Here is a 19,714-nt window from a genome sequence, read left to right on the forward strand (position 1 = left end):
GGGGAAGTGGCACGCCCTAGGGGAGTCGAACCCCTCTTTTCAGAATGAAAATCTGACGTCCTAACCGATAGACGAAGGGCGCGTGCGGTGGGCGTCTTCTAATCAGGACCGGCCGGATGCGCAAGACGGAAAATCGCGAAAATCGCAACTTTTTCATCGGTGGAAACCGGAACCCACAGGGTAGGGCGCCGTCGTTGAATTGACGACTGGCAATTTCGCGGAAGCCTTCCCATATAATCCTTGCTGAAGGTCCTGAGGTTGCCGCCGTTGACCCTCCCGGCGGTGCCCGTTGGCTCAGCTCCGTTGCCGTTGTCGGCAACACGCAGCCGCTCGTCCGGCATGCTGGGCCGGACGAGCGGTGCGACTGAGCGGATCGAGACCCCGGAGCGCTGGGCCATACTCGACGGGGCCTCTCTCCCGACCGCGTAAGATCGCAGCCGTAAATCCTCAACGATCCTTAACCATATGTCGTTCCACGCCAAGGCAAGCACGAAAAGCTTCGGGCGGTCATGAATGCGTGATATGGTGGGAAAGTGGAACGCGCGGGGTAAAGGACTCGAATAAAATCATTGAGTTACCGCCGCGCTCGCCATAGGCGGCTTAGCCGTCTGATTGATCGGCGAGCGATATAAAACTGTTGGCTATGCCTTCAGGATTCTCAACATTTCTTCCTGCTCACTATCGTCAATGTCCCCATCAATTAAATCTCCGATCTCATCGAACCTTCCGATGATTTCTACGATCATTTCCTCGTCACCTGCATCGTACGCGATATCAATAGGATGAAGCGCTCCACTGGTGTTTCCGGAAATATAGCCACGTCGTACAAATGACGCCCATTGATGGACGGCATCAGCACTGCAGTGGCCACTGCGCCACTCCTCCAATACTCTTATTAAGGCGAAGCGGGATACTTTTAGCTGGGGACGTTTCGCAGCCGCATCCTGTAGCTTGGGATGGCTAGCGGCCAGAACGACAGCGAGGCAATTTATGTTTCCTTCTACGACTTCTGTGATGGCTGCTTCCAAACTTTCCATTGTGCACATCCAGTGGTAGCGCTGTCGGTGCCCGTTTCGAGCGAGCGCACGTCTTCATTCTACTGTGTCTATGCCGCAGAAGGCATCTTCCCCAAGATTTCAGATTGGCAGCACTATCTCCTATTGCGCCGAAAAATTGAGATAACCGAAGCTAAAACCCGATGCATTCACCGAGACAGCAAAATGGTCTCAATGCAGGAAGGTATGGATTTTGGTGAGGGAGGGTGGCACGCCCTAGGGGAGTCGAACCCCTCTTTTCAGAATGAAAATCTGACGTCCTAACCGATAGACGAAGGGCGCGTGCGGTGGGCGTCTTATAGAAGGGCGCTTTGGCTTCCGCAAGCGGGAAAAAGCCGTTGTGACAAAAAAATGAAAAGCCGCCCTGAGGGCGGCTTCGGATGCGGGAAAGCGCACCAATTACAGACGCTTAGGCCAAAAGCCTATTTGCGCCGGCGGCAGCGCCAGTTCCAGTCGCGTTCCGGGCCGACGTCGATATGCACGGATTCGGTGTGGCAATAGGTGCCCACGCCGCCGCGGCCGGGCATGCTGCGTAGATATTCCGCAAGCTCCCATTTGGTGACGCCCGCGATCTGGATATCGGCGGCCTCGCAGCGCGTATGCAACGATTGTTTTGCGCGGTTGCGTTTCAGGTCGCGCAGGCCCGATGTGACAATGATCGGCTTGTCATAATGCGTTTCGATCGTCTTCAGCACCTGCAGCAATTCCGGCTTGAAACAGCCGGTCTTCACCTTTTCCGTCTGTAGCCACAGGCCGTTCGGCGCGAGCCGCGCAAGGCCGGCAAGCGAGGCCACTTCCTTGAACTGCGGCGCGTCGTCCTCGACCTCTTCGGATTCCGAATGATCGGTCGAAAACAGCGCATTGGCGGTCGAAACGCCGGGAAGCGTGCCGAGCGACGCCTTGCGCGTCGCGTTTGCGCTGTCGCGGTTGAGGACGCGGCGCGGCTGCTCGGCAAAACGATCGCCGTCGAACTGGTCTTTGGCTTCGCGCTTGCTGGCGAAGAGCGAGGCGAGCGTCACCGTCTTGCGCGGCTGGTCCTTCTTCGTCTGCGTCTCGGCAAGACCAGCCTCGGCCGTCGTTTCCGGCAGCGTCACGCTGTCTTCGGCTGGCGTCGTGAGGGCAAGATCGGCCGCATTGCCGGCCGCTGCCTCCGCGACGAGCGCCGTGCGCGCGGTCTTCGGGATCGGCACGTTCTCCGGCAGCACCACTTCGGCCTGCTCGTCGCCGAGCGTTTCGAGCGGCTGCTGCCCGGTCGATTCGACCTGCGGCATATCCTCGACCGGCAACCGGCCGGACTGGTCGGCGCCCTGCGCCTCGCCGGAACCGGCATAGAGGCTCTTGACCGAGGCATTCGTGCCCGACGTCTGCGTCGCATAGGCGGTGCTGGTCTGCCCGCCATTCGCATAGATGCTCGACTGGCCGGCATTCAGCGTGGTCTGCTGCATGACGAGGCCCGCCATGTCGCGCCCGGCCTCTTCGCCGGCGACCTGGCCGCTCGCCGTCGCTCCGGCGTCCGCCGTGACGGATGGATCCTTCGCCGTGCCTTGAGCGGCGTCGGCGCTCACCACCGGCGTGGTGGTGTCGTCGGTGCTGCCCTCGGCGACCGTCTCTTCATTTTCCTGCACGGCCTTGTTTTCCGCGCGCATATCCGTGGAGACTGCGGAAACGCAGCCCGAGAGCGTGGCGACCGACACGGCCAGCAGCAATCCATACCGCAGCGCCTTCAGGCCTGGCCACTTTCCCTGCATGTCCTGCAAAGGCTTTCCCCCGCTTTCGACGTTCGCGCCCTCGGTCTTGCCGCCGATCGGGCCATTTCTTCAAACAGTCGCAACCGCAAGCGAGAAAAGCCAAAGGGCCAGGCTGCGGTTGCCGCGATGTTACCGTTTCGGCCAAAAGTGTAAAGGCCGAAGCGTGTGGAGCCGAGAACGCAATACGGGAAGCAAACCGGCCGGAATCGGCCAAGGCGCCCCTCTCGCTGGCGATCGACCGGAAGGCAAGAAATCCCGGCCAAATACGGCGAAACGATGGTCTTGTGACAAAGCTATAGGACGCAAGCTTTGCCCGGAGCTTGCGTCCCGCAGGACTTGCCGGGCAGGTGCTACCAGACGCCGGTATTGCCCATCGACGCCCAGGGTTCGGCCGGCGCCAGGTTTTCGCCCTTCTGCAGGATCTCGATGGAGATGCCGTCCGGCGAGCGCACGAAGGCCATGTGGCCGTCGCGCGGCGGACGGTTGATGGTGATGCCGTTGTCCATCAGCTTCTGGCAGAGCGCATAGATATCGTCGACCTCATAGGCGAGGTGGCCGAAATTGCGCCCGCCGGCATAATCCTCGGTGTCCCAGTTGTAGGTGAGCTCCAGGCAGGGCGCGGCCTTTTCGCGCGCGGCGTCGACATCCTCGGCGGCTGCCAGGAAGATCAGCGTGAAGCGGCCCTTTTCGTTCTCGTAGCGGCGCACTTCCTTGAGACCGAACAGCGTCGAGTAGAAGTTGAGGGACTGGTCGACGTCTTTGACGCGGACCATCGTGTGGAGATAACGCATTGGAAAATCCTCTGAATGTGGGGTCGTCCGAAAGAGTAGGGTTTTGTCAGCCTCAGGCAAGCCTTGCAGCCTACCAATAGGGCCGGCAAAACTTTCAAAGGGGCTTGCGCATTCGCATCGGGACAATGTTATTCTGGTTATCAAGAATCAGTTAACCGTAAACTCATGTGACGCGTAAACGAGGGGCTGGCAGGTCATGGTGGACAGGGTGTCTTCAAAGGAAATCACGACCCGTGATGACCAGAGCAATGACGCCGTCGATCTGATCGAGATCACCGGCATCATCAAATGGTTCGACGTCGCCAAGGGCTTCGGCTTCATCGTGCCGGACAACGGCATGCAGGATGTCCTGCTGCACGTCACCTGCCTCCGGCGCGATGGCTACCAGACGGTTCTGGAAGGAACGCGCGTCGTCGCGCTGATCCAGAAGCGCGACCGCGGCTATCAGGCCTTCCGCATTCTTTCCATGGATCAGTCGACCGCCGTGCATCCCTCGCAGATGCCGCCGGTGAAGACCCACGTTCAGGTCACCCCGTCGAGCGGGCTGGAGCGCGTGCTGGTCAAGTGGTTCAACCGCACCAAGGGTTTTGGCTTCCTGACGCGCGGCGAGGGCACCGAGGATATCTTCATTCATATGGAGACGCTGCGCCGCTTCGGCCTCACCGAGCTTCGCCCGGGGCAGGTCGTGCTCGCGCGCTTCGGCGATGGCGAAAAGGGCCTGATGGCCGCGGAAATCCACCCGGACATGCCGGTTCCCGGCAACAGGGCGCACTGATGGGGCATCTCGCGCGGACGTTCGGCTTCGCGCGCCTCGCGAGCGCCGTCATGGCGCTTTTTTTCTGTTTCTCGCTCGTCGCTCACGCTGCGGAAACCTTTGACAAGCAGCCGCTGACGATCGTGACCAAGGATGGCAAGAGCCATGTCTTCACGGTCGAACTGGCCGTCACGCCGCGCCAGCGCGAGCAGGGCCTGATGAACCGCCGCGAAATGGCCGAGGACCACGGCATGCTCTTCGCCTTCGGCGAAACGCGGCAGGTCTTCATGTGGATGAAGAACACCTACCTGCCGCTCGACATGCTGTTCATCGCCAAGGACGGCAAGGTGCGCGCCATCAAGGAAAATGCCGAGCCGCTTTCGGAAGCGATCATCGATTCGCAGGGACCGATCGACTACGTGCTGGAACTCAACGGTGGCACCGTCAAGCGCCTCGGCATCCGCGCCGGCAACCGCGTTAAGAACGAACTCCTGGAATCCCAGCGCAAGGCGCAATAGACCGTCCCCGCATTTCTCGCGACAAGCGCCCGAAAGCGCCTATTAGCTGTTGCGGCAGCCGGCGGATGCGTGTATCTCCCCCTTCGCCGGGACGGACGGAGTGTAGCGCAGTCTGGTAGCGCATCTGGTTTGGGACCAGAGGGTCGGGAGTTCGAATCTCTCCACTCCGACCATCGGCAAGGCCCTGAGAAGCCAACGTTTCCCGCCCCAGTATTTGATTAGTCAAATTTACGTTGTGAGCGCACTGTGGGAGAGAACAGCCTCCTTCAGGTGCGTCATCATTTACTCGGGTGGACGGACTTCTCTCAATTACGAGGCGATTGAGCCCGCACCAATCCGGTAGCCGATCAGAAAATCCTTCAGAAATTATCCCCGTCTTGTTGGGCGGTTTTAATATGGCCGAGCGATCAAGCATAACCCCGGAGTTGCCGGAGAATGTGGCCGTCGCTCTAAGAGCGAACATTACTCGCTCTTAGATTTGGGTAGGCAATTGGGTCACCCAAATATGAAGGAGACTGAAAATGGCTTTGACAAATGAAGACTTGAAGGGCGTTCGCGCAGCGGTCTGCGACACAGTATGGCGAATCGTCAACCGGAACGTTTCGGATGATCCCAGTAATGATGGAAAACTCAGCCGCGAGGGTGTGAAGACCGCAGCTCAGCAGCAATTCAATACGTATTTCAGCGGCACGCTGCCGGTCTCCTAACCAGTTTGGCCCGCCCTGATGACCCCAATAGCAGTAAACAGGGCGGGCCGTTCCATTCTAAAGCTCAATATGGTTCGGAGCGCGTTGCGCGCGAGGCTTCGGCCTTCCCAACGACCAGATCAAGAAGACCACAAAGAACGGGGTGCGCTGGCAGGAGGAAAGCATGCTTTCGAACCTTCCTGCGCATATAGGCAGGCACTTATGACAGCAAACTAGGTTAAATTACATAAACCGAAATCTGACAGCCAAGTGCGAGAGAACCCGTCGCTGGTCATCCGGGTCAGCGGTTTTTCCTAAAGCTCTTCGCGAGAATCTTGGCCCTGTACCTGCAATCTCCTCACCCCGCCGTTTACAAAAAGCATAGAATACGGATAATAAATATCCTTATTGCGCGGATGGGTTTGATGATCCTCAAGAGCCAAGTCGAATGGGCACTGCACTGTTGTGCCATTCTCGCCGGACTTCCAGACGGGCGTTATCTTTCCACCAAGGCTCTGGCCGAATTCCATGGCCTGCCGAAGGAATATCTCTCCAAGGCATTGCAGAGCCTTTCCCAGGCGAAGCTGGTCGAATCGACGCTGGGGCCGAGCGGTGGTTATCGCCTTGCTCGCCCGACCGCGGAAATAACCTTTCTCGATGTGGTGGAGGCGGTGGAAGGCAAGGAGCGGACCTTCGCCTGCAGCAATATCCGCGCCAACAATCCCTGCCGTCCCGAAGGCTATTGCGAGGCCGGCCCCTGCGCGGTCGCCCGCGTCATGTGGGATGCGGACGAGGCATGGCGCGCAAAGCTGCGCAGCGTCAGCCTCGCGGCACTCGTCCAGACTCTGGAGCAGGAAATCCCGACCACGCTCTGGCAGAGCAGTTTCCAATGGGTGTTGAAACGCGCGGGTTGATCCAGGTCGGATAAAAGCGGAGGAGGCGGCCGGCGCAAACCGGCCACCTCCGGATTGTCAATCCACCAGCGCCACGGCGATTTCCGCCGCGAGCCGGGCATTGTTTTCGACGAGCGCGATGTTCGTCTTCAGGCTGCGGCCGTCCGTCAGGCGGAAAAGGCTGTCGAGCAGGTAGGGTGTCACGGCCTTGCCGGCGATCTCGTCGCGTTCGGCATTGTCGAGCGCGCGGGCGATGTAGATCTCCATTTCCTCGCGCGGGATTTCGTCGGCCTCCGGCACGGGATTGGCGATCAGCATGCCGCCGTCGACGCCGAGCTGGTCGCGCACCGTCTGGAAATTGGCGATGGCCGCCGGGCTGTTCAGCGTCAGCGGGCTCTTCAGCCCCGAATCGCGCGACCAGAAGGCGGGGAAGACCGGGCTGTCATAGGTGACGACCGGTACGCCGCGGGTTTCCAGCACTTCCAGCGTCTTCGGGATGTCGAGGATCGCCTTGGCGCCGGCGCAGACGACGATGACGCCGGTGCGCGACAGCTCGTCGAGGTCGGCGGAAATGTCGAAGGTCTCTTCGGCCTTGCGGTGCACGCCGCCGATGCCGCCGGTGGCAAAAACCCGGATGCCGGCGCGCGCGGCACCGATCATCGTCGCGGCGACGGTGGTGGCGCCCGTGCGCCGCTCCGCGATCGCGAAGGCGAGGTCCGCGCGCGACAGCTTCATGGCGCCTTCGGTCTTCGCGAGCGTTTCGAGCGTCGCATCGTCGAGGCCGATATGCAGCACGCCATCGATGACGGCGATCGTCGCCGGCACGGCGCCTTCCTCGCGGATGATGCGCTCGACGCTGCGGGCCATGTCCAGGTTGCCCGGATAGGGCATGCCATGGGTGATGATCGTCGATTCGAGCGCGACGATCGGCGCGCCGCGCGCCTTGGCGGCGGCGACTTCTTCCGAATACTGCATCGGCAGGAGGGCGGAGGCGGGTCTGGTCATGCTGGATCCTTGCGGAAATCTGGTCGAATTTTCAGGCGGAATTTTCGGCAAGAAAGTCTCATGCCATCCATTCGGCCTGAGGCACAAGAGAAAGTGCGGCGGCAAGGGCCGCCTGCGACATTTCTTCAGCCACGGCCAGCGGCGAGCGCACGGTGATCGCGGCCGCTGCCGCGCCGTGGCGCAGCGCCTCGCCGAGGTCCCGCCCGGCGAGCCAGGCGCTGACGAAACCGGAGGCCAGCGAATCGCCGGCACCCGTGACATCACCGAGCGCCGGGATTTCCGGCGGCGTGACCAGCGCCGCGCCCTTCGCATCGAAAGCGATGACGCCCCGCCCGCCGCGCGTCACCACGCCCGCGGCAAGGCCCGCGGCGCGCAAGGCCTTCGGCCAGTCGGCCGGGTTTTCCGGTGTAGCCCCCGTCAGCGTGCGTGCCTCCGCCTCGTTCATGAACAGGAAGGCGAGGGCGGACAGGGTTTGTTCGAACCGCACGACCTTGGCCGGCGAGATGGCGATGCCGGCGATCGGCACGCGGGCTTCAGCCGCGGCCTTCGCCATGGCGCCGAGCGTTTCGGCCGGCAGGTTGGCATCGGTGAGGATGAGGCCTGCCGCCGCGACCGCCTCGCGCATAGCTCGCTGCTGCAGGCGCCGCGGCGAGAACAGCCGGTAGAGGTCCATGTCGGCAAGCGCGATGACGAGGTTGCCGTCGCGTTCGATGATCGCCGTGTAACTCGGCGTCGCCCGGTCGAGGAAGGTGAAGGGGGTGTCCTCGATACCCGCCGCCGCAGCAGCCGCCGCGACGATATCGCCGTCCGCATCGCCGCCGCGCGGCGAGACGAGCCGCACCGCATGCCCCAGCCGCGCGAGGTTGCGCGCCGCATTGAAGGCGCCGCCGCCCGCTTCCACGAACCAGCCGCCGGGATTGCTCGCCCCCGGCGTCGTCTCGCCGGCAATGCGTCCGCGCCTGTCCACATGGGCGCCGCCCATCACCAGTATCGTCTTTCCCGTCATCGTCTTCCTTCGCACCCGCCCGATTCGGCCCAGAAGGCCGGGCACCAGGGCGGGTATACCCTTGTTCCTGCGTGGCTTTATCCCACCGAAACGAAAATAGAACACGCCCCCGATTCACAAAAACATTCAAAAGGATAAATGCACCTTGCGAAATGAGAACAAAATGTGTACATAGCTTTCATCGGCGGGTTCGTTGCCTGTCTTGCTTCAATAACCTAAAGGTGGACGGAATGGCACAGAACACTTTGCGGCTCGTAGAGGATAAAGCAGTGGATAAAAGCAAGGCACTCGAGGCGGCACTCTCCCAGATCGAGCGCTCCTTCGGCAAGGGCTCCATCATGAAGCTCGGCGGTAAGGACAGCGTCATCGAGATCGAGACGATCCCGACCGGTTCGCTGAGCCTCGACATCGCGCTCGGCGTCGGCGGCCTGCCCAAGGGCCGCATCATCGAGATCTACGGCCCGGAAAGTTCGGGCAAGACGACGCTGGCTCTGCAGACCATTGCGGAAGCCCAGAAGAAGGGCGGCATCTGCGCCTTCGTCGACGCCGAACACGCGCTCGACCCGGTCTATGCCCGCAAGCTCGGCGTCGATCTGGAAAACCTCCTGATCTCGCAGCCCGACACCGGCGAGCAGGCACTGGAAATCACCGATACGCTGGTGCGCTCCGGCGCAATCGACGTGCTCGTGATCGACTCGGTCGCCGCACTCACGCCGCGCGCCGAAATCGAAGGCGAGATGGGCGAGAGCCTGCCCGGCCTCCAGGCCCGCCTGATGAGCCAGGCGCTGCGCAAGCTGACGGCATCGATCTCCAAGTCCAACACGATGGTGATCTTCATCAACCAGATCCGCATGAAGATCGGCGTCGTCTACGGTTCGCCGGAAGTGACGACGGGCGGCAACGCGCTGAAGTTCTATGCCTCCGTCCGCCTCGACATCCGCCGCATCGGCGCGGTCAAGGAGCGTGACGAGGTCATCGGCAACCAGACCCGCGTCAAGGTCGTCAAGAACAAGATGGCGCCGCCCTTCAAGCAGGTCGAGTTCGACATCATGTATGGCGAGGGCGTCTCCAAGACGGGCGAGCTCATCGATCTCGGCGTCAAGGCCGGTATCGTGGAGAAGTCGGGCTCCTGGTTCTCCTATAACAGCCAGCGCCTCGGCCAGGGCCGCGAGAACGCCAAGACGTTCCTGCGCGACAATCCGGATCTCGCCAACGAGATCGAGACGTCGCTGCGCCAGAATGCCGGCCTCATCGCCGACCGCTTCCTGGAAAACGGTGGCCCTGATCCGAACGATTCCAGCGACGACGACGCCGCGGCGATGTAATCACCGCGCAACGCCCGCAAGAATATCGAAAAACCGGCCTCTTCTTCCTGAAGGGCCGGTTTTTTGATGTCTGGACAGGTGCCGAGGCGGGCGATAAAAGCCTTCAGTTCTCGCGCGCGACCAAAGGTTTCCGACCTTCCGCAAGACAGGCGGCAGGCGCGCAGTTTCGACGGAATTCGTGGGTGGATGGCCTTCACGGACCTTCCGGGCGGGCACTCTGCGGCGTCGCGCGTCGAACAAGACGCGCAAGGACGCCGTAGCAATTTGAATTCGCTGCCTATTTCCCAAATCGGGTGCGGTTTGGGAAATAGGCAGCAGCCGGCGAGGCGGTTGCGCCGTCGTTGCGGGACAATTGGGTGGGTAATGCGCCGGTTTTCAGGTGCAGCGGTGCAGAGATGAAGGACGCGATATGAACGGCGTGAATGAAATCCGGTCGACTTTCCTCGACTATTTCCGAAAGAACGGACACGAGGTCGTGCCGTCCAGCCCGCTCGTGCCGCGCAACGACCCGACGCTGATGTTCACCAATGCCGGCATGGTGCAGTTCAAGAACGTCTTCACCGGCCTGGAATCGCGCCCCTATTCGACGGCGGTCTCCGCGCAGAAATGCGTGCGCGCCGGGGGCAAGCACAATGACCTCGACAATGTCGGTTATACCGCGCGCCACCACACCTTCTTCGAGATGCTCGGCAATTTCTCCTTCGGCGACTATTTCAAGGAGCGCGCGATCGAGCTTGCCTGGAACCTGATCACCAAGGAATTCGGCATCGACAGAAACCGCCTGCTGGTCACCGTCTACCACACGGACGACCAGGCCTTCGACCTCTGGAAGAAGATCGCCGGGCTTTCCGACGACCGCATCATCCGCATTGCGACCAGCGACAATTTCTGGGCGATGGGCGATACCGGCCCCTGCGGTCCCTGTTCGGAAATCTTCTACGACCATGGCGACCATATCTGGGGCGGCCCGCCCGGCTCGCCGGAAGAGGATGGCGACCGGTTCATCGAGATCTGGAACCTCGTCTTCATGCAGTTCGAGCAGATCACCAAGGAAGAGCGCGTCGACCTGCCGCGCCCGTCGATCGATACCGGCATGGGCCTGGAGCGAGTCGCGGCTCTCCTGCAGGGCAAGCATGACAACTACGACATCGACCTCTTCCGCGCCCTGATCGACGCCTCCGTCGAGGCGACCGGCGTGAAGGCCGAGGGCGAGGCGCGCGCCAGCCATCGCGTCATTGCCGATCACCTGCGCTCCTCCGCTTTCCTGATCGCCGACGGCGTGCTGCCGGCAAAGGACGGCCGCGGCTACGTGCTGCGCCGCATCATGCGCCGCGCCATGCGCCACGCGCAGCTGCTCGGCGCCAAGGATCCGCTGATGTGGAAGCTGCTGCCGACGCTCGTCGGCGAGATGGGCCGCGCCTATCCGGAACTGCAGCGGGCGGAAGCGCTGATCTCCGAGACGCTGAAGCTGGAAGAAACCCGTTTCCGCACGACGCTGGAACGCGGCCTGACGCTGCTTTCCGACGCAACGACCACGCTCGGCAAGGGCGACATGCTGGATGGCGAGACCGCCTTCAAACTTTACGACACCTACGGCTTCCCGCTCGACCTGACGCAGGACGCGCTGCGCGCCCGCGAAATCGGCGTCGATCTGTCCGGCTTCACCGATGCGATGGAGCGCCAGAAGGCCGAGGCCCGCTCGCACTGGGCCGGCTCCGGCGACAAGGCGACCGAGACGATCTGGTTCGAACTGAAGGAAAAGTTCGGCGCGACCGAATTCCTCGGTTACGACACCGAGACCGCCGAAGGTGTCGTCCAGGCGATCGTGCGCGACGGCAAGGCGGTCGATGCCGCCTCGGCCGGCGACGAGGTGCAACTGGTCGTCAACCAGACACCGTTCTACGGCGAATCCGGCGGCCAGATGGGCGATACGGGTGTGATTTCGGCCGACAATGCCAAGCTTGACGTGTCGGACACGCAGAAGAAGGGCGAGGGCGTCTTCGTCCATGTCGCAACCGTCAAGGACGGCACGCTGAAGGTCGGCGACGCGGTGGCACTCACCGTCGATCACGCCCGCCGCTCGCGCCTGCGCGCCAACCATTCTGCAACGCACCTGCTGCATGAGGCGCTGCGCGAAGTCCTCGGCACGCACGTCGCTCAGAAGGGCTCGCTGGTCGCGCCCGAGCGCCTGCGCTTCGACGTCTCGCACCCCAAGCCGATGTCGGCGGAGGAACTGCGCGTCATCGAGGACATGGCCAACGAGATCATCGTGCAGAATTCGCCGGTCACCACCCGCCTGATGACGGTGGACGACGCGATCGCAGAAGGCGCCATGGCGCTGTTCGGCGAAAAATACGGCGACGAGGTGCGCGTGGTCGCCATGGGCACCGGCGTGCGTGGCGCCAAGGCGAACCGGCCCTATTCGGTCGAACTCTGCGGCGGCACGCATGTCGCGGCCACCGGCGAGATCGGCCTCGTGCGCATCCTGTCCGACAGCGCCGTCGGTTCCGGCATCCGCCGCCTTGAGGCGCTGACGGGTGAGGTGGCCCGCGCCTATCTCGCCGAGCAGGACGAACGCGTGAAGGCGCTTGCCACCACGCTGAAAGCGCAGCCCGGCGAAGTGCTCGCCCGCGTCGAGGCGCTGGTCGACGAGCGCCGCAAGCTGGAGCGTGAACTGACCGAGGCGAAGAAGAAGCTGGCGCTTGGCGGCGGCGGCACGAGTGGCGGCGACGATGGCGTGCGCGATGTCGCGGGCGTCAAATATCTCGGCAAGGTCGTCACCGGCGTCGAGCCGAAGGATTTGAAGAGCCTGGCGGACGAGGGCAAGAAGAGCCTCGGTTCCGGCGTCGTCACCTTCGTCGGCGTTTCGCCGGACGGCAAGGCAAGCGCCGTGGTCGCCGTGACCGACGACCTGACCGGCCGCTTCAGTGCTGTCGATCTGGTGCGCCGCGCCTCCGAGGCGCTCGGCGGAAAGGGCGGCGGCGGACGGCCCGACATGGCGCAGGCCGGCGGTCCGGACGGCGCAAAAGCGGCCGACGCCATCGAGGCGGTCGCCGGTGCCATAGCCGGCTGACGAAAGCTTTTTCACGGTAGAACGGCGGGCCTTGCCCGCCGTTTTCGTTTGCGAAGTCTTCAACGTTTCCGCCTAGCCTGTCGGCCGTGCGGAGTGTGTGTATTGATTGAAGACGTCATCAGCATATCGACTTTGATGATCTGTACTTTCCTGGCGACGACTGTCGTCGGGATTTTCATGTTGCAGGTCTGGTTGACCGACCGGCGGCATGCGGCGGCGGCGGGGTATTGGTGCCTTTCCATGTGGGTCGGCTCGCTGTGCACCATCCTCTTTGCATTGCGTCCGGTCGGGCCGCCGCTCCTCACCGTTGGGCTGGGAAATGCACTTGCCGCCTGCGGTTATGCCTTGATGTGGGCCGGATTCCGCGTCTTCGATCGCCGCCGTGTCTATCCTGCCGTGGTGCTGGCCGGTCCCCTTGCGTGGTCGCTTCTTTATTTGCTGGTGCCGCCGGTGACGGGTGACGTGAACAACCGCATCGTCGTGATCTCGGTAGTCATCACCGCCTATTCGTTGTGGATTGGCGCGGATATCTGGCGCGAACGCCGCACCGAACCGCTGCCGACCCGCGTACTTGCAGCATTCTTCTTCCTGTCGCACGGCATCATCTATTCGCTGCGCATCCCCATGGCGATAGTCGCGCCCGCACCCATTGAGCACGGCACCGCCTATTCCGCCTGGTTTGCGATCTTCTCGCTGGAGCTATTCGCCCATACGATTCTCGCCGCCGTCGCCATGCTGGTGCTCATCAAGGAGCGCGGCGAGGCGCTTTATCGCAAGGCGTCCCGCACCGACGCGCTGACGGGCATCGCCAATCGCGGCTCCTTCCTGGACGACATGCAGAAGCGGCTGGCCGACCGTTCGCCCGGCACCCTGATGATCTTCGACCTCGATCGCTTCAAAGCGATCAACGATACACACGGCCATGTCGCGGGCGATATCGTGCTGAAACGGTTTTCCGCCCGCATTTCCACCGGGCTGGAGGCGAACATGCTGTTCTGCCGCTTCGGCGGGGAAGAATTCGCGCTCTATGCGCCGGGGCATGACATCGCGCGCGCCGAACAGTTCGCCGAAGGGCTGCGGCGCGAGGTCGAGGCGCTCGAGATCAGCAACGAGGGCCGCGACATCGCGGTTTCCGTCAGCATCGGGCTTGCCGATGTCGCCACCTTCGGCACGGATTTCGACCGCCTGCATTCGGCGGCCGATTCTGCGCTCTATGCAGCGAAGGCGGGTGGGCGCAACCAGGTCATGCGCGCAGTGCCCACCGCCGGCCTTGCCGATCTCGCGGAGCGCATGCGCGCACCCGTCATTTCCCCCGTCGGCATCGCCATCGGCTAACGCGCGGCAATCTCGTTCATGGCCGCGTCCACCGTGGCGGTGAAGGTGACGCGCGGCGGATGCAGCTCGTGGGCTTCCAGCATGCGGCGCATGTCGGGTTTGAGCCCGGTGATGAACACGCGCACACCGGCGCGTTCCGCCTTGCGCACGAGGCCTTCGATCACGCTCGCCGCCGTCGAATCCAGCAATGGCACGTCCGCGCAATCGAGCACGAAGTTGCGGCGCTGGTCGGCGATGCGGTCGAGCACGGAGCCGACGCTGGCCGCAGCACCGAAGAAGAACACACCGCTGATGCGGTAGATCACCGTATCCGGATCGTTCGCGACGACGGGCCGCTCCGGCAGGCCGGTGTCTTCCCCGGCATTCTCGATTGCCTGCACGATCTGCGGCACCGTCTCCTCACGGATGTTCACCGCCTTGCCCATGCGGTCGATGAACAGCACGGCGCCAAGCAGGAAGCCGACGACGATGCCCTCCGTCAGGTCGCGGAAGACGACGAGCAGGAAGGTGACGGCGAGCACCGCCGCGTCACCCCGCGACGAGCGGAAGAGGGCGGCGATGGCGGGCCGTTCGACCATGTTGAACGACACGACCGCCAGCACGCCGGCGAGCGCCGCAAGCGGAATGTAGCTTGCGAGCGGCGCGGCGACGAGCATGAAGAGCAGCAGGAAAACCGAATGCAGCATGCCGGAAACCGGGCTGGTGGCGCCCGAGCGCACATTGGTTGCCGTACGCGCGATCGTGCCCGTCACGCAGATGCCGCCGAACAGCGCCGAGCCGATATTGGCGAAGCCCTGCGCGATCAGCTCCATGCTGGAGCGGTGGCGCCGCCCCGTCATGCCGTCGGCGACGACCGCGGAGAGCAGCGATTCGATGGCGCCGAGCAGCGCGAAGGCGACCGCATCGGGCAGCACGGCGATGACGAGGTCCGGCGAGAAGGACGGCAGCGCCGGCACCGGCAGGCCACGCGGAATGCCGCCGAAGCGGGTGCCGATCGTATCGGCCGGCAAGGAGAGGAGGGCGGTTGCCGCGGATGCGATGGCGACGGCGATGAGGAGATTGGGCCAGGTGGGACGGAAGCGCCGCAGCAGCAGGATGATGGCGATGGTGACGCCGGCAACGCCGAAGGCGGCGGGGCTGAAGGTCGGCCGTGCCGCCCAGAGTGCCGCGAGCTTTTCGAGGATCGGTCCCGGCTCCTGTCCGCCAAGCTTCAGGCCGAGGAGCTCGCCGATCTGGCCGGCGAAGATGATGACGGCGATGCCGGCGGTGAAGCCGACCGTCACTGGATAGGGAATGAACTTGATGAATTTGCCGAGCCGCAAATAGCCGGCAAGCGCGAGAATGATGCCGGAGAGAAATGTCGCAAGCAGCAGGCCTTCGACGCCGTGCCGTGCGACCGTTGCGGCGACGAGCACGATGAAGGCGCCGGCCGGTCCGCCCACTTGGAAGCGGCTGCCGCCCAGCGCGGAGACGAGGAAGCCGCCGACGATCGCCGTATAGAGGCCGCGGTCGGGCGTGACGCCGGAGGCAATCGCGATCGCCATGGAGAGCGGCAGCGCGACGATGGCAACGGTGAGGCCGGACAGCACGTCCGCCTTCAGTCGCGCCGGCCCGTAACCCTCAGCGAAAACGCTGGCGAGCTTTGGCATCAGGGTATCGGTCATGGGGCGCCTCAGGAGGCCGGTGGAAGGAGAAAGGCTGGCCGGCGAGGGCATCTCACGCCGAGTCGCCCGTTTTTGCAATGACGGACGTCAAAGCCTTGTGAAAATTGCAAGGCAAGGCAGAAGCGCAGGATTTGTGAAATCGCCGCATGCTTGGTTGAATGGGTCCCGACGAAAGAGGTGCGGCATGGGCGAGAATGAAATCTGGGCGAGCTACGAGAAGCGTCTGTCGCGCGTATCCGCCTATATCTACGATCATCTGGACGAGGATATCGACCTCGACCGGCTGGCGGAGATCGCCTGCCTTTCGGCGCATCACTGGCACCGCGTCTACCGGGCCGTGCACAACGAAACGCTGGCGGCGACCGTCCGCCGGCTCCGTCTGCACCGGGCCGCGGGCGACCTGGTGCGGTCCGACCAAACCGTACGGGACATCGCCGCGCGATGGGGCTACCCCAATCTCCAGTCCTTCACGCGCACCTTCGCGGCCGCCTATGGCATGCCGCCGGCGCGCTACCGGCGGGAGGGGGGCCATCGCGCCTTCGAACCCCAAAGCGGCAAGGAGCCGACCCGCATGTACGACATCACCATCCGCACCCTACCCGAACAGACGCTGCTCGGCGTTCCCCATGCCGGGTCCTATATGGGCATCGGCAAGGCCTTCGAGGCGCTTTACGGCGCGCTGTTCTCCCGCAACATCTTTCGGCCGGACATGCGCATGGTCGGGGTTTTTCTCGACGATCCGGATCTCGTGGCGGAGGACAAGCTGCGCTCCTTCGCCTGCGTTACGGCGGACGGCGCCGTTCCCGCCGAAGCCCCGCTGGTTCGCCGCACGCTTGCAGGCGGCGATTATGCGGTGCTGCGCCACCAGGGGCCGTATGCCAATATGGGCGCGGCCTACCACTGGCTCTACGCCACCTGGCTGCCGGCCTCCGGCCGTTCCATCCGCGACGAGGTGATGTTCGAGACCTATCTCAACAATCCGCGCGAGGTGTCGCCAAGCGAACTGCTGACGGAAATCCACCTGCCGCTTCAGCCCGTCTGATGAAGGCGGGGCGGGTAAAGGCCCGCCCTAGCCGGCCTTCGCCGCCGCAAGCTGGCGGTGCATTTCCTCGTCGTCGATGGCGGTGGCGCGCTTGCTGGCCGGGCGTTCCTTCAGCCGGTCCCAATAGGCCTTGAATTCCGGCCGGGGCTCCAGCGAGCCGAACTGGAGGCCCCAGCTGATATGGGCGCCGACATAGACATCGGCGGCGGTGAAGCTGTCGCCGGTGATGTAGGGATGCCGCGTGACGGCATAGGCGAGGGTGTCCATCACCGATTCGTAGCTGCCGCAGCCGATGCTGCGGTGACGCTCCTTCGGCACCTCCAGCCCGAAGGCCTTGATCGAGACAGCCATTTCCAGCGGGCCGGCGGCGAAGAACAGCCAGCGGTAATAGTCGCCGCGCTTGTCGGTCGGCGGCGCAAGGCCGGCCTCCGGAAACGCATCGGCAAGATAGGCGCAGATCGCGGCGGCTTCCGTCACGATGGTCTTGCCGTGGCGGATGCACGGCACCTTGCCCATCGGGTTGATCGCCAGATAGTCGGGCGATTTCATCGATCCGTCGAAAGTCAGCCATTCCGTGCGATAGGGTGCGCCGACTTCCTCCAGCATCCAGCGCGCAATGCGTGCGCGCGACATCGGATTGGCATAGAAGATCAGGTCCTCGGCCATGCTGTTCTCCTCTCACAAATGTTGGACGGGAGGATAGGGCGCGGGGTTGCCGCCGCAAGGGCGGACAAAGAAAAAGCCCGGCGCGAGGCCGGGCTTTCGGTAGGTTGTCTGGCTCAGGCCGCCATGGCCTTGCGAAGGTTCTCGTCGATCTTGTCGAGGAAGCCGGTGGTGGAGAGCCACGGCTGGTCGGGGCCGATGAGAAGGGCGAGGTCCTTCGTCATGAAGCCGGATTCGACCGTATCGACGCAGACCTTTTCCAGCGTGTCGGCAAAGCGCGCGAGCTCGGCATTGTTGTCGAGCTTGGCGCGGTGCGCGAGGCCGCGCGTCCAGGCGAAGATCGAGGCGATCGAGTTCGTCGAGGTTTCCTCGCCCTTCTGGTGCTGGCGGTAGTGGCGCGTCACTGTGCCGTGCGCGGCTTCCGCTTCCACCGTCTGCCCGTCCGGCGTCATCAGAACCGAGGTCATGAGACCGAGCGAGCCGAAACCCTGGGCCACGATGTCGGACTGCACGTCGCCATCGTAGTTCTTGCAGGCCCAGACGTAGCCGCCGGACCATTTCAGCGCGGACGCGACCATGTCGTCGATCAGGCGGTGTTCGTACCAGATCTTCGCTTCCTTGAACTTGTCGGCGAATTCCTTGTCGAAGACTTCCTGGAAGATGTCCTTGAAGCGGCCGTCATAGACCTTGAGGATGGTGTTCTTGGTCGAGAGATAGACCGGCACCTTGCGCTGCAAACCGTAGTTCAACGAGGCACGGGCGAATTCGGTGATCGAATCGTCGAGGTTGTACATGCCCATTGCAACGCCGGCGGACGGGGCGTCGAATACGTCGTATTCGATTTCCTTGCCGTCCTCGCCGACGAACTTCATCGTCAGCTTGCCCTTGCCGGGGAACTTGAAATCGGTGGCGCGGTACTGGTCGCCGAAGGCGTGGCGGCCGACGATGATCGGCTTGGTCCAGCCGGGCACGAGGCGCGGCACGTTCTTGCATATGATCGGCTCGCGGAAGATGACGCCGCCGAGAATGTTGCGGATCGTGCCGTTCGGCGACTTCCACATCTTCTTCAGCTTGAACTCTTCGACGCGGGCTTCGTCCGGGGTGATCGTCGCGCACTTGACGCCGACGCCGTGCTTCTTGATGGCGTTGGCCGCGTCGATCGTCACCTGGTCGTCGGTGGCGTCGCGGTTTTCCATGCCGAGGTCGTAATATTCGAGGTCGACGTCCAGGTAGGGATGGATCAGCTTGTCCTTGATGAACTGCCAGATGATGCGCGTCATCTCGTCGCCGTCGAGCTCGACGACGGGGTTGGCGACCTTGATCTTTGCCATGGAGAGCCTCGTGTTTTGTAGGGGCTGGGCGCCCCGGATCGTGGACTTGAAAGAACCGTTTGGCCCTATAGCATTCAAGGCCGGCAAGGCAAAGCCAACGATCGGATGAGGCGGTTTATTTTCGCCGGCGGACGGAATAAGTTTCGCCAAAATTCCGTTCCAGGAAAGTTCGCTCACGGCGCCCATCCGGGCCTGCCGTCACCCAATGGAGAATGTCATGTCGCGTTTCGGTCTCGTTGCGCTCGTCCTTCTGCTTCCCGTTTCCGCCGAGGCGGCCGACTACAAAGCGCCGGTGTCGGAAATCATGTCTGCGGCGACCACCAACTGGCAGGAGATGGGCACCGACAGCGACACGCCGCCGCCCTATACCGACTACTTCTCCGAGGACTTTCTGACGCGGCTCTACAGCAAGGATTTCGTGGCCAAATACAAGGAAGCCGCGAAGTACCCCGCCTATGACGACGGCGGCTCGCCTTTCGACTACGACCCGATCATTGGCGGCCAGGACGGCTGCGCGCTAAAGGACATCACGGTGACGGAAGGCCAGCCCGCGGGCGGCGCGGAGGACGTCACGGTGACCTTCGACAACAGCCACTGCTTTGGCGAGCGCGCCACCGACTGGGAGCCGGAAAAGCTCGTCTTCAAGGTGATCGACGAGGACGGCCGGGCCGTCATCAACGATATCGAGCGCCCGAGCTTTGAAGAGGCCGCGTCGCTGAAGAAGGAATTGCAGGAGATCGCCCAGGAAGGCGCCAATGGCGGGAGCGGCACGGCAGAGGAAAACCCGGAATAAGCGGCTGCCGCTTTTCATTTTCAGCCATTTGT

The 19,714-nt window shown here is 63.1% G+C and carries 17 protein-coding genes and 3 tRNA genes; 10 read left to right on the plus strand and 10 right to left on the minus strand.

The features are described 5' to 3' along the window. Window positions 1-7 precede the first annotated feature (7 nt). The 5 genes from AC1Q6Z_RS23450 to gloA form a co-directional block, all read right to left on the minus strand. Window positions 8-82, minus strand: a tRNA-Glu gene (locus tag AC1Q6Z_RS23450). A gap of 559 nt (window positions 83-641) precedes the next feature. Continuing rightward, the gene (locus tag AC1Q6Z_RS23455) at window positions 642-1,037 is read right to left on the minus strand and encodes a hypothetical protein (RefSeq protein WP_492649482.1); all 396 of its coding nucleotides are present in this window, start codon (window positions 1,035-1,037) and stop codon (window positions 642-644) included. A gap of 225 nt (window positions 1,038-1,262) precedes the next feature. Continuing rightward, a tRNA-Glu gene (locus tag AC1Q6Z_RS23460) sits at window positions 1,263-1,337 on the minus strand. 140 nt (window positions 1,338-1,477) lie between these two features. Further along, a complete protein-coding gene (locus AC1Q6Z_RS23465; RefSeq protein WP_492649630.1) occupies window positions 1,478-2,803 on the minus strand; it encodes a YcbK family protein in 1,326 nt (441 codons plus the stop codon). A gap of 350 nt (window positions 2,804-3,153) precedes the next feature. Beyond that, window positions 3,154-3,594 carry a lactoylglutathione lyase gene (gloA, locus tag AC1Q6Z_RS23470; RefSeq protein ID WP_439616896.1) on the minus strand — a complete coding sequence of 147 codons (441 nt, stop codon included), beginning with the start codon at window positions 3,592-3,594 and terminating at the stop codon, window positions 3,154-3,156. A 196-nt stretch (window positions 3,595-3,790) separates the two neighbouring features. Between gloA and AC1Q6Z_RS23475 the strand changes: the two genes are divergently transcribed. From AC1Q6Z_RS23475 to AC1Q6Z_RS23495, 5 genes are all read left to right on the plus strand, one after another. Beyond that, window positions 3,791-4,369, plus strand: coding sequence for a cold-shock protein (locus tag AC1Q6Z_RS23475; RefSeq protein WP_492649483.1), 579 nt, complete (start codon window positions 3,791-3,793; stop codon window positions 4,367-4,369). Window positions 4,370-4,419: 50 nt separating this feature from the next. Then, window positions 4,420-4,866 carry a DUF192 domain-containing protein gene (locus AC1Q6Z_RS23480; RefSeq protein ID WP_435265443.1) on the plus strand — a complete coding sequence of 149 codons (447 nt, stop codon included), beginning with the start codon at window positions 4,420-4,422 and terminating at the stop codon, window positions 4,864-4,866. 96 nt (window positions 4,867-4,962) lie between these two features. Next, window positions 4,963-5,039: transfer RNA gene (locus AC1Q6Z_RS23485), tRNA-Pro, on the plus strand. A 348-nt stretch (window positions 5,040-5,387) separates the two neighbouring features. Continuing rightward, a complete protein-coding gene (locus tag AC1Q6Z_RS23490) occupies window positions 5,388-5,573 on the plus strand; it encodes a hypothetical protein (RefSeq protein WP_435265444.1) in 186 nt (61 codons plus the stop codon). A gap of 404 nt (window positions 5,574-5,977) precedes the next feature. Then, window positions 5,978-6,466 carry an RrF2 family transcriptional regulator gene (locus AC1Q6Z_RS23495; protein ID WP_492649484.1) on the plus strand — a complete coding sequence of 163 codons (489 nt, stop codon included), beginning with the start codon at window positions 5,978-5,980 and terminating at the stop codon, window positions 6,464-6,466. Between the two features lie 57 nt (window positions 6,467-6,523). Here AC1Q6Z_RS23495 and AC1Q6Z_RS23500 read toward each other — a convergent pair whose 3' ends face one another. After that, the gene (locus tag AC1Q6Z_RS23500; protein ID WP_256115698.1) at window positions 6,524-7,450 is read right to left on the minus strand and encodes a pseudouridine-5'-phosphate glycosidase; all 927 of its coding nucleotides are present in this window, start codon (window positions 7,448-7,450) and stop codon (window positions 6,524-6,526) included. Between the two features lie 58 nt (window positions 7,451-7,508). Further along, entirely contained in the window at window positions 7,509-8,456 is a 948-nt protein-coding gene (locus AC1Q6Z_RS23505; RefSeq protein WP_492649485.1) for a carbohydrate kinase family protein, read from the minus strand. Window positions 8,457-8,686: 230 nt separating this feature from the next. Here AC1Q6Z_RS23505 and recA point away from each other — a divergent pair, with 230 nt between their 5' ends. The 3 genes from recA (at window position 8,687) to AC1Q6Z_RS23520 (ending at window position 14,189) form a co-directional block, all read left to right on the plus strand. Further along, entirely contained in the window at window positions 8,687-9,781 is a 1,095-nt protein-coding gene (recA, locus tag AC1Q6Z_RS23510; protein ID WP_435265447.1) for a recombinase RecA, read from the plus strand. Window positions 9,782-10,190: 409 nt separating this feature from the next. Further along, window positions 10,191-12,854, plus strand: coding sequence for an alanine--tRNA ligase (gene alaS / locus AC1Q6Z_RS23515; protein ID WP_492649486.1), 2,664 nt, complete (start codon window positions 10,191-10,193; stop codon window positions 12,852-12,854). 102 nt (window positions 12,855-12,956) lie between these two features. Further along, a complete protein-coding gene (locus tag AC1Q6Z_RS23520; protein ID WP_492649487.1) occupies window positions 12,957-14,189 on the plus strand; it encodes a GGDEF domain-containing protein in 1,233 nt (410 codons plus the stop codon). Here the strand turns inward: AC1Q6Z_RS23520 and AC1Q6Z_RS23525 are convergent. Continuing rightward, window positions 14,186-15,853, minus strand: coding sequence for a SulP family inorganic anion transporter (locus tag AC1Q6Z_RS23525; protein WP_492649488.1), 1,668 nt, complete (start codon window positions 15,851-15,853; stop codon window positions 14,186-14,188). The genes AC1Q6Z_RS23520 and AC1Q6Z_RS23525 overlap by 4 nt on opposite strands. A gap of 184 nt (window positions 15,854-16,037) precedes the next feature. Here AC1Q6Z_RS23525 and AC1Q6Z_RS23530 point away from each other — a divergent pair, with 184 nt between their 5' ends. Beyond that, entirely contained in the window at window positions 16,038-16,895 is an 858-nt protein-coding gene (locus AC1Q6Z_RS23530; protein ID WP_492649489.1) for an AraC family transcriptional regulator, read from the plus strand. 27 nt (window positions 16,896-16,922) lie between these two features. On the opposite strand, the gene AC1Q6Z_RS23535 is transcribed toward AC1Q6Z_RS23530, so the two are convergent. Next, window positions 16,923-17,561, minus strand: coding sequence for a glutathione S-transferase family protein (locus AC1Q6Z_RS23535; protein WP_492649490.1), 639 nt, complete (start codon window positions 17,559-17,561; stop codon window positions 16,923-16,925). A gap of 113 nt (window positions 17,562-17,674) precedes the next feature. Then, window positions 17,675-18,889: an NADP-dependent isocitrate dehydrogenase gene (locus tag AC1Q6Z_RS23540; RefSeq protein WP_435265453.1), complete on the minus strand. Its 1,215-nt coding sequence runs from the start codon at window positions 18,887-18,889 to the stop codon at window positions 17,675-17,677. A gap of 217 nt (window positions 18,890-19,106) precedes the next feature. On the opposite strand from AC1Q6Z_RS23540, the gene AC1Q6Z_RS23545 reads away from it, so the two are divergent. Continuing rightward, a complete protein-coding gene (locus tag AC1Q6Z_RS23545; protein ID WP_492649491.1) occupies window positions 19,107-19,682 on the plus strand; it encodes a hypothetical protein in 576 nt (191 codons plus the stop codon). Window positions 19,683-19,714 lie beyond the last annotated feature (32 nt).

This window comes from Shinella sp. GW835-FHT14H05, assembly GCF_058793575.1.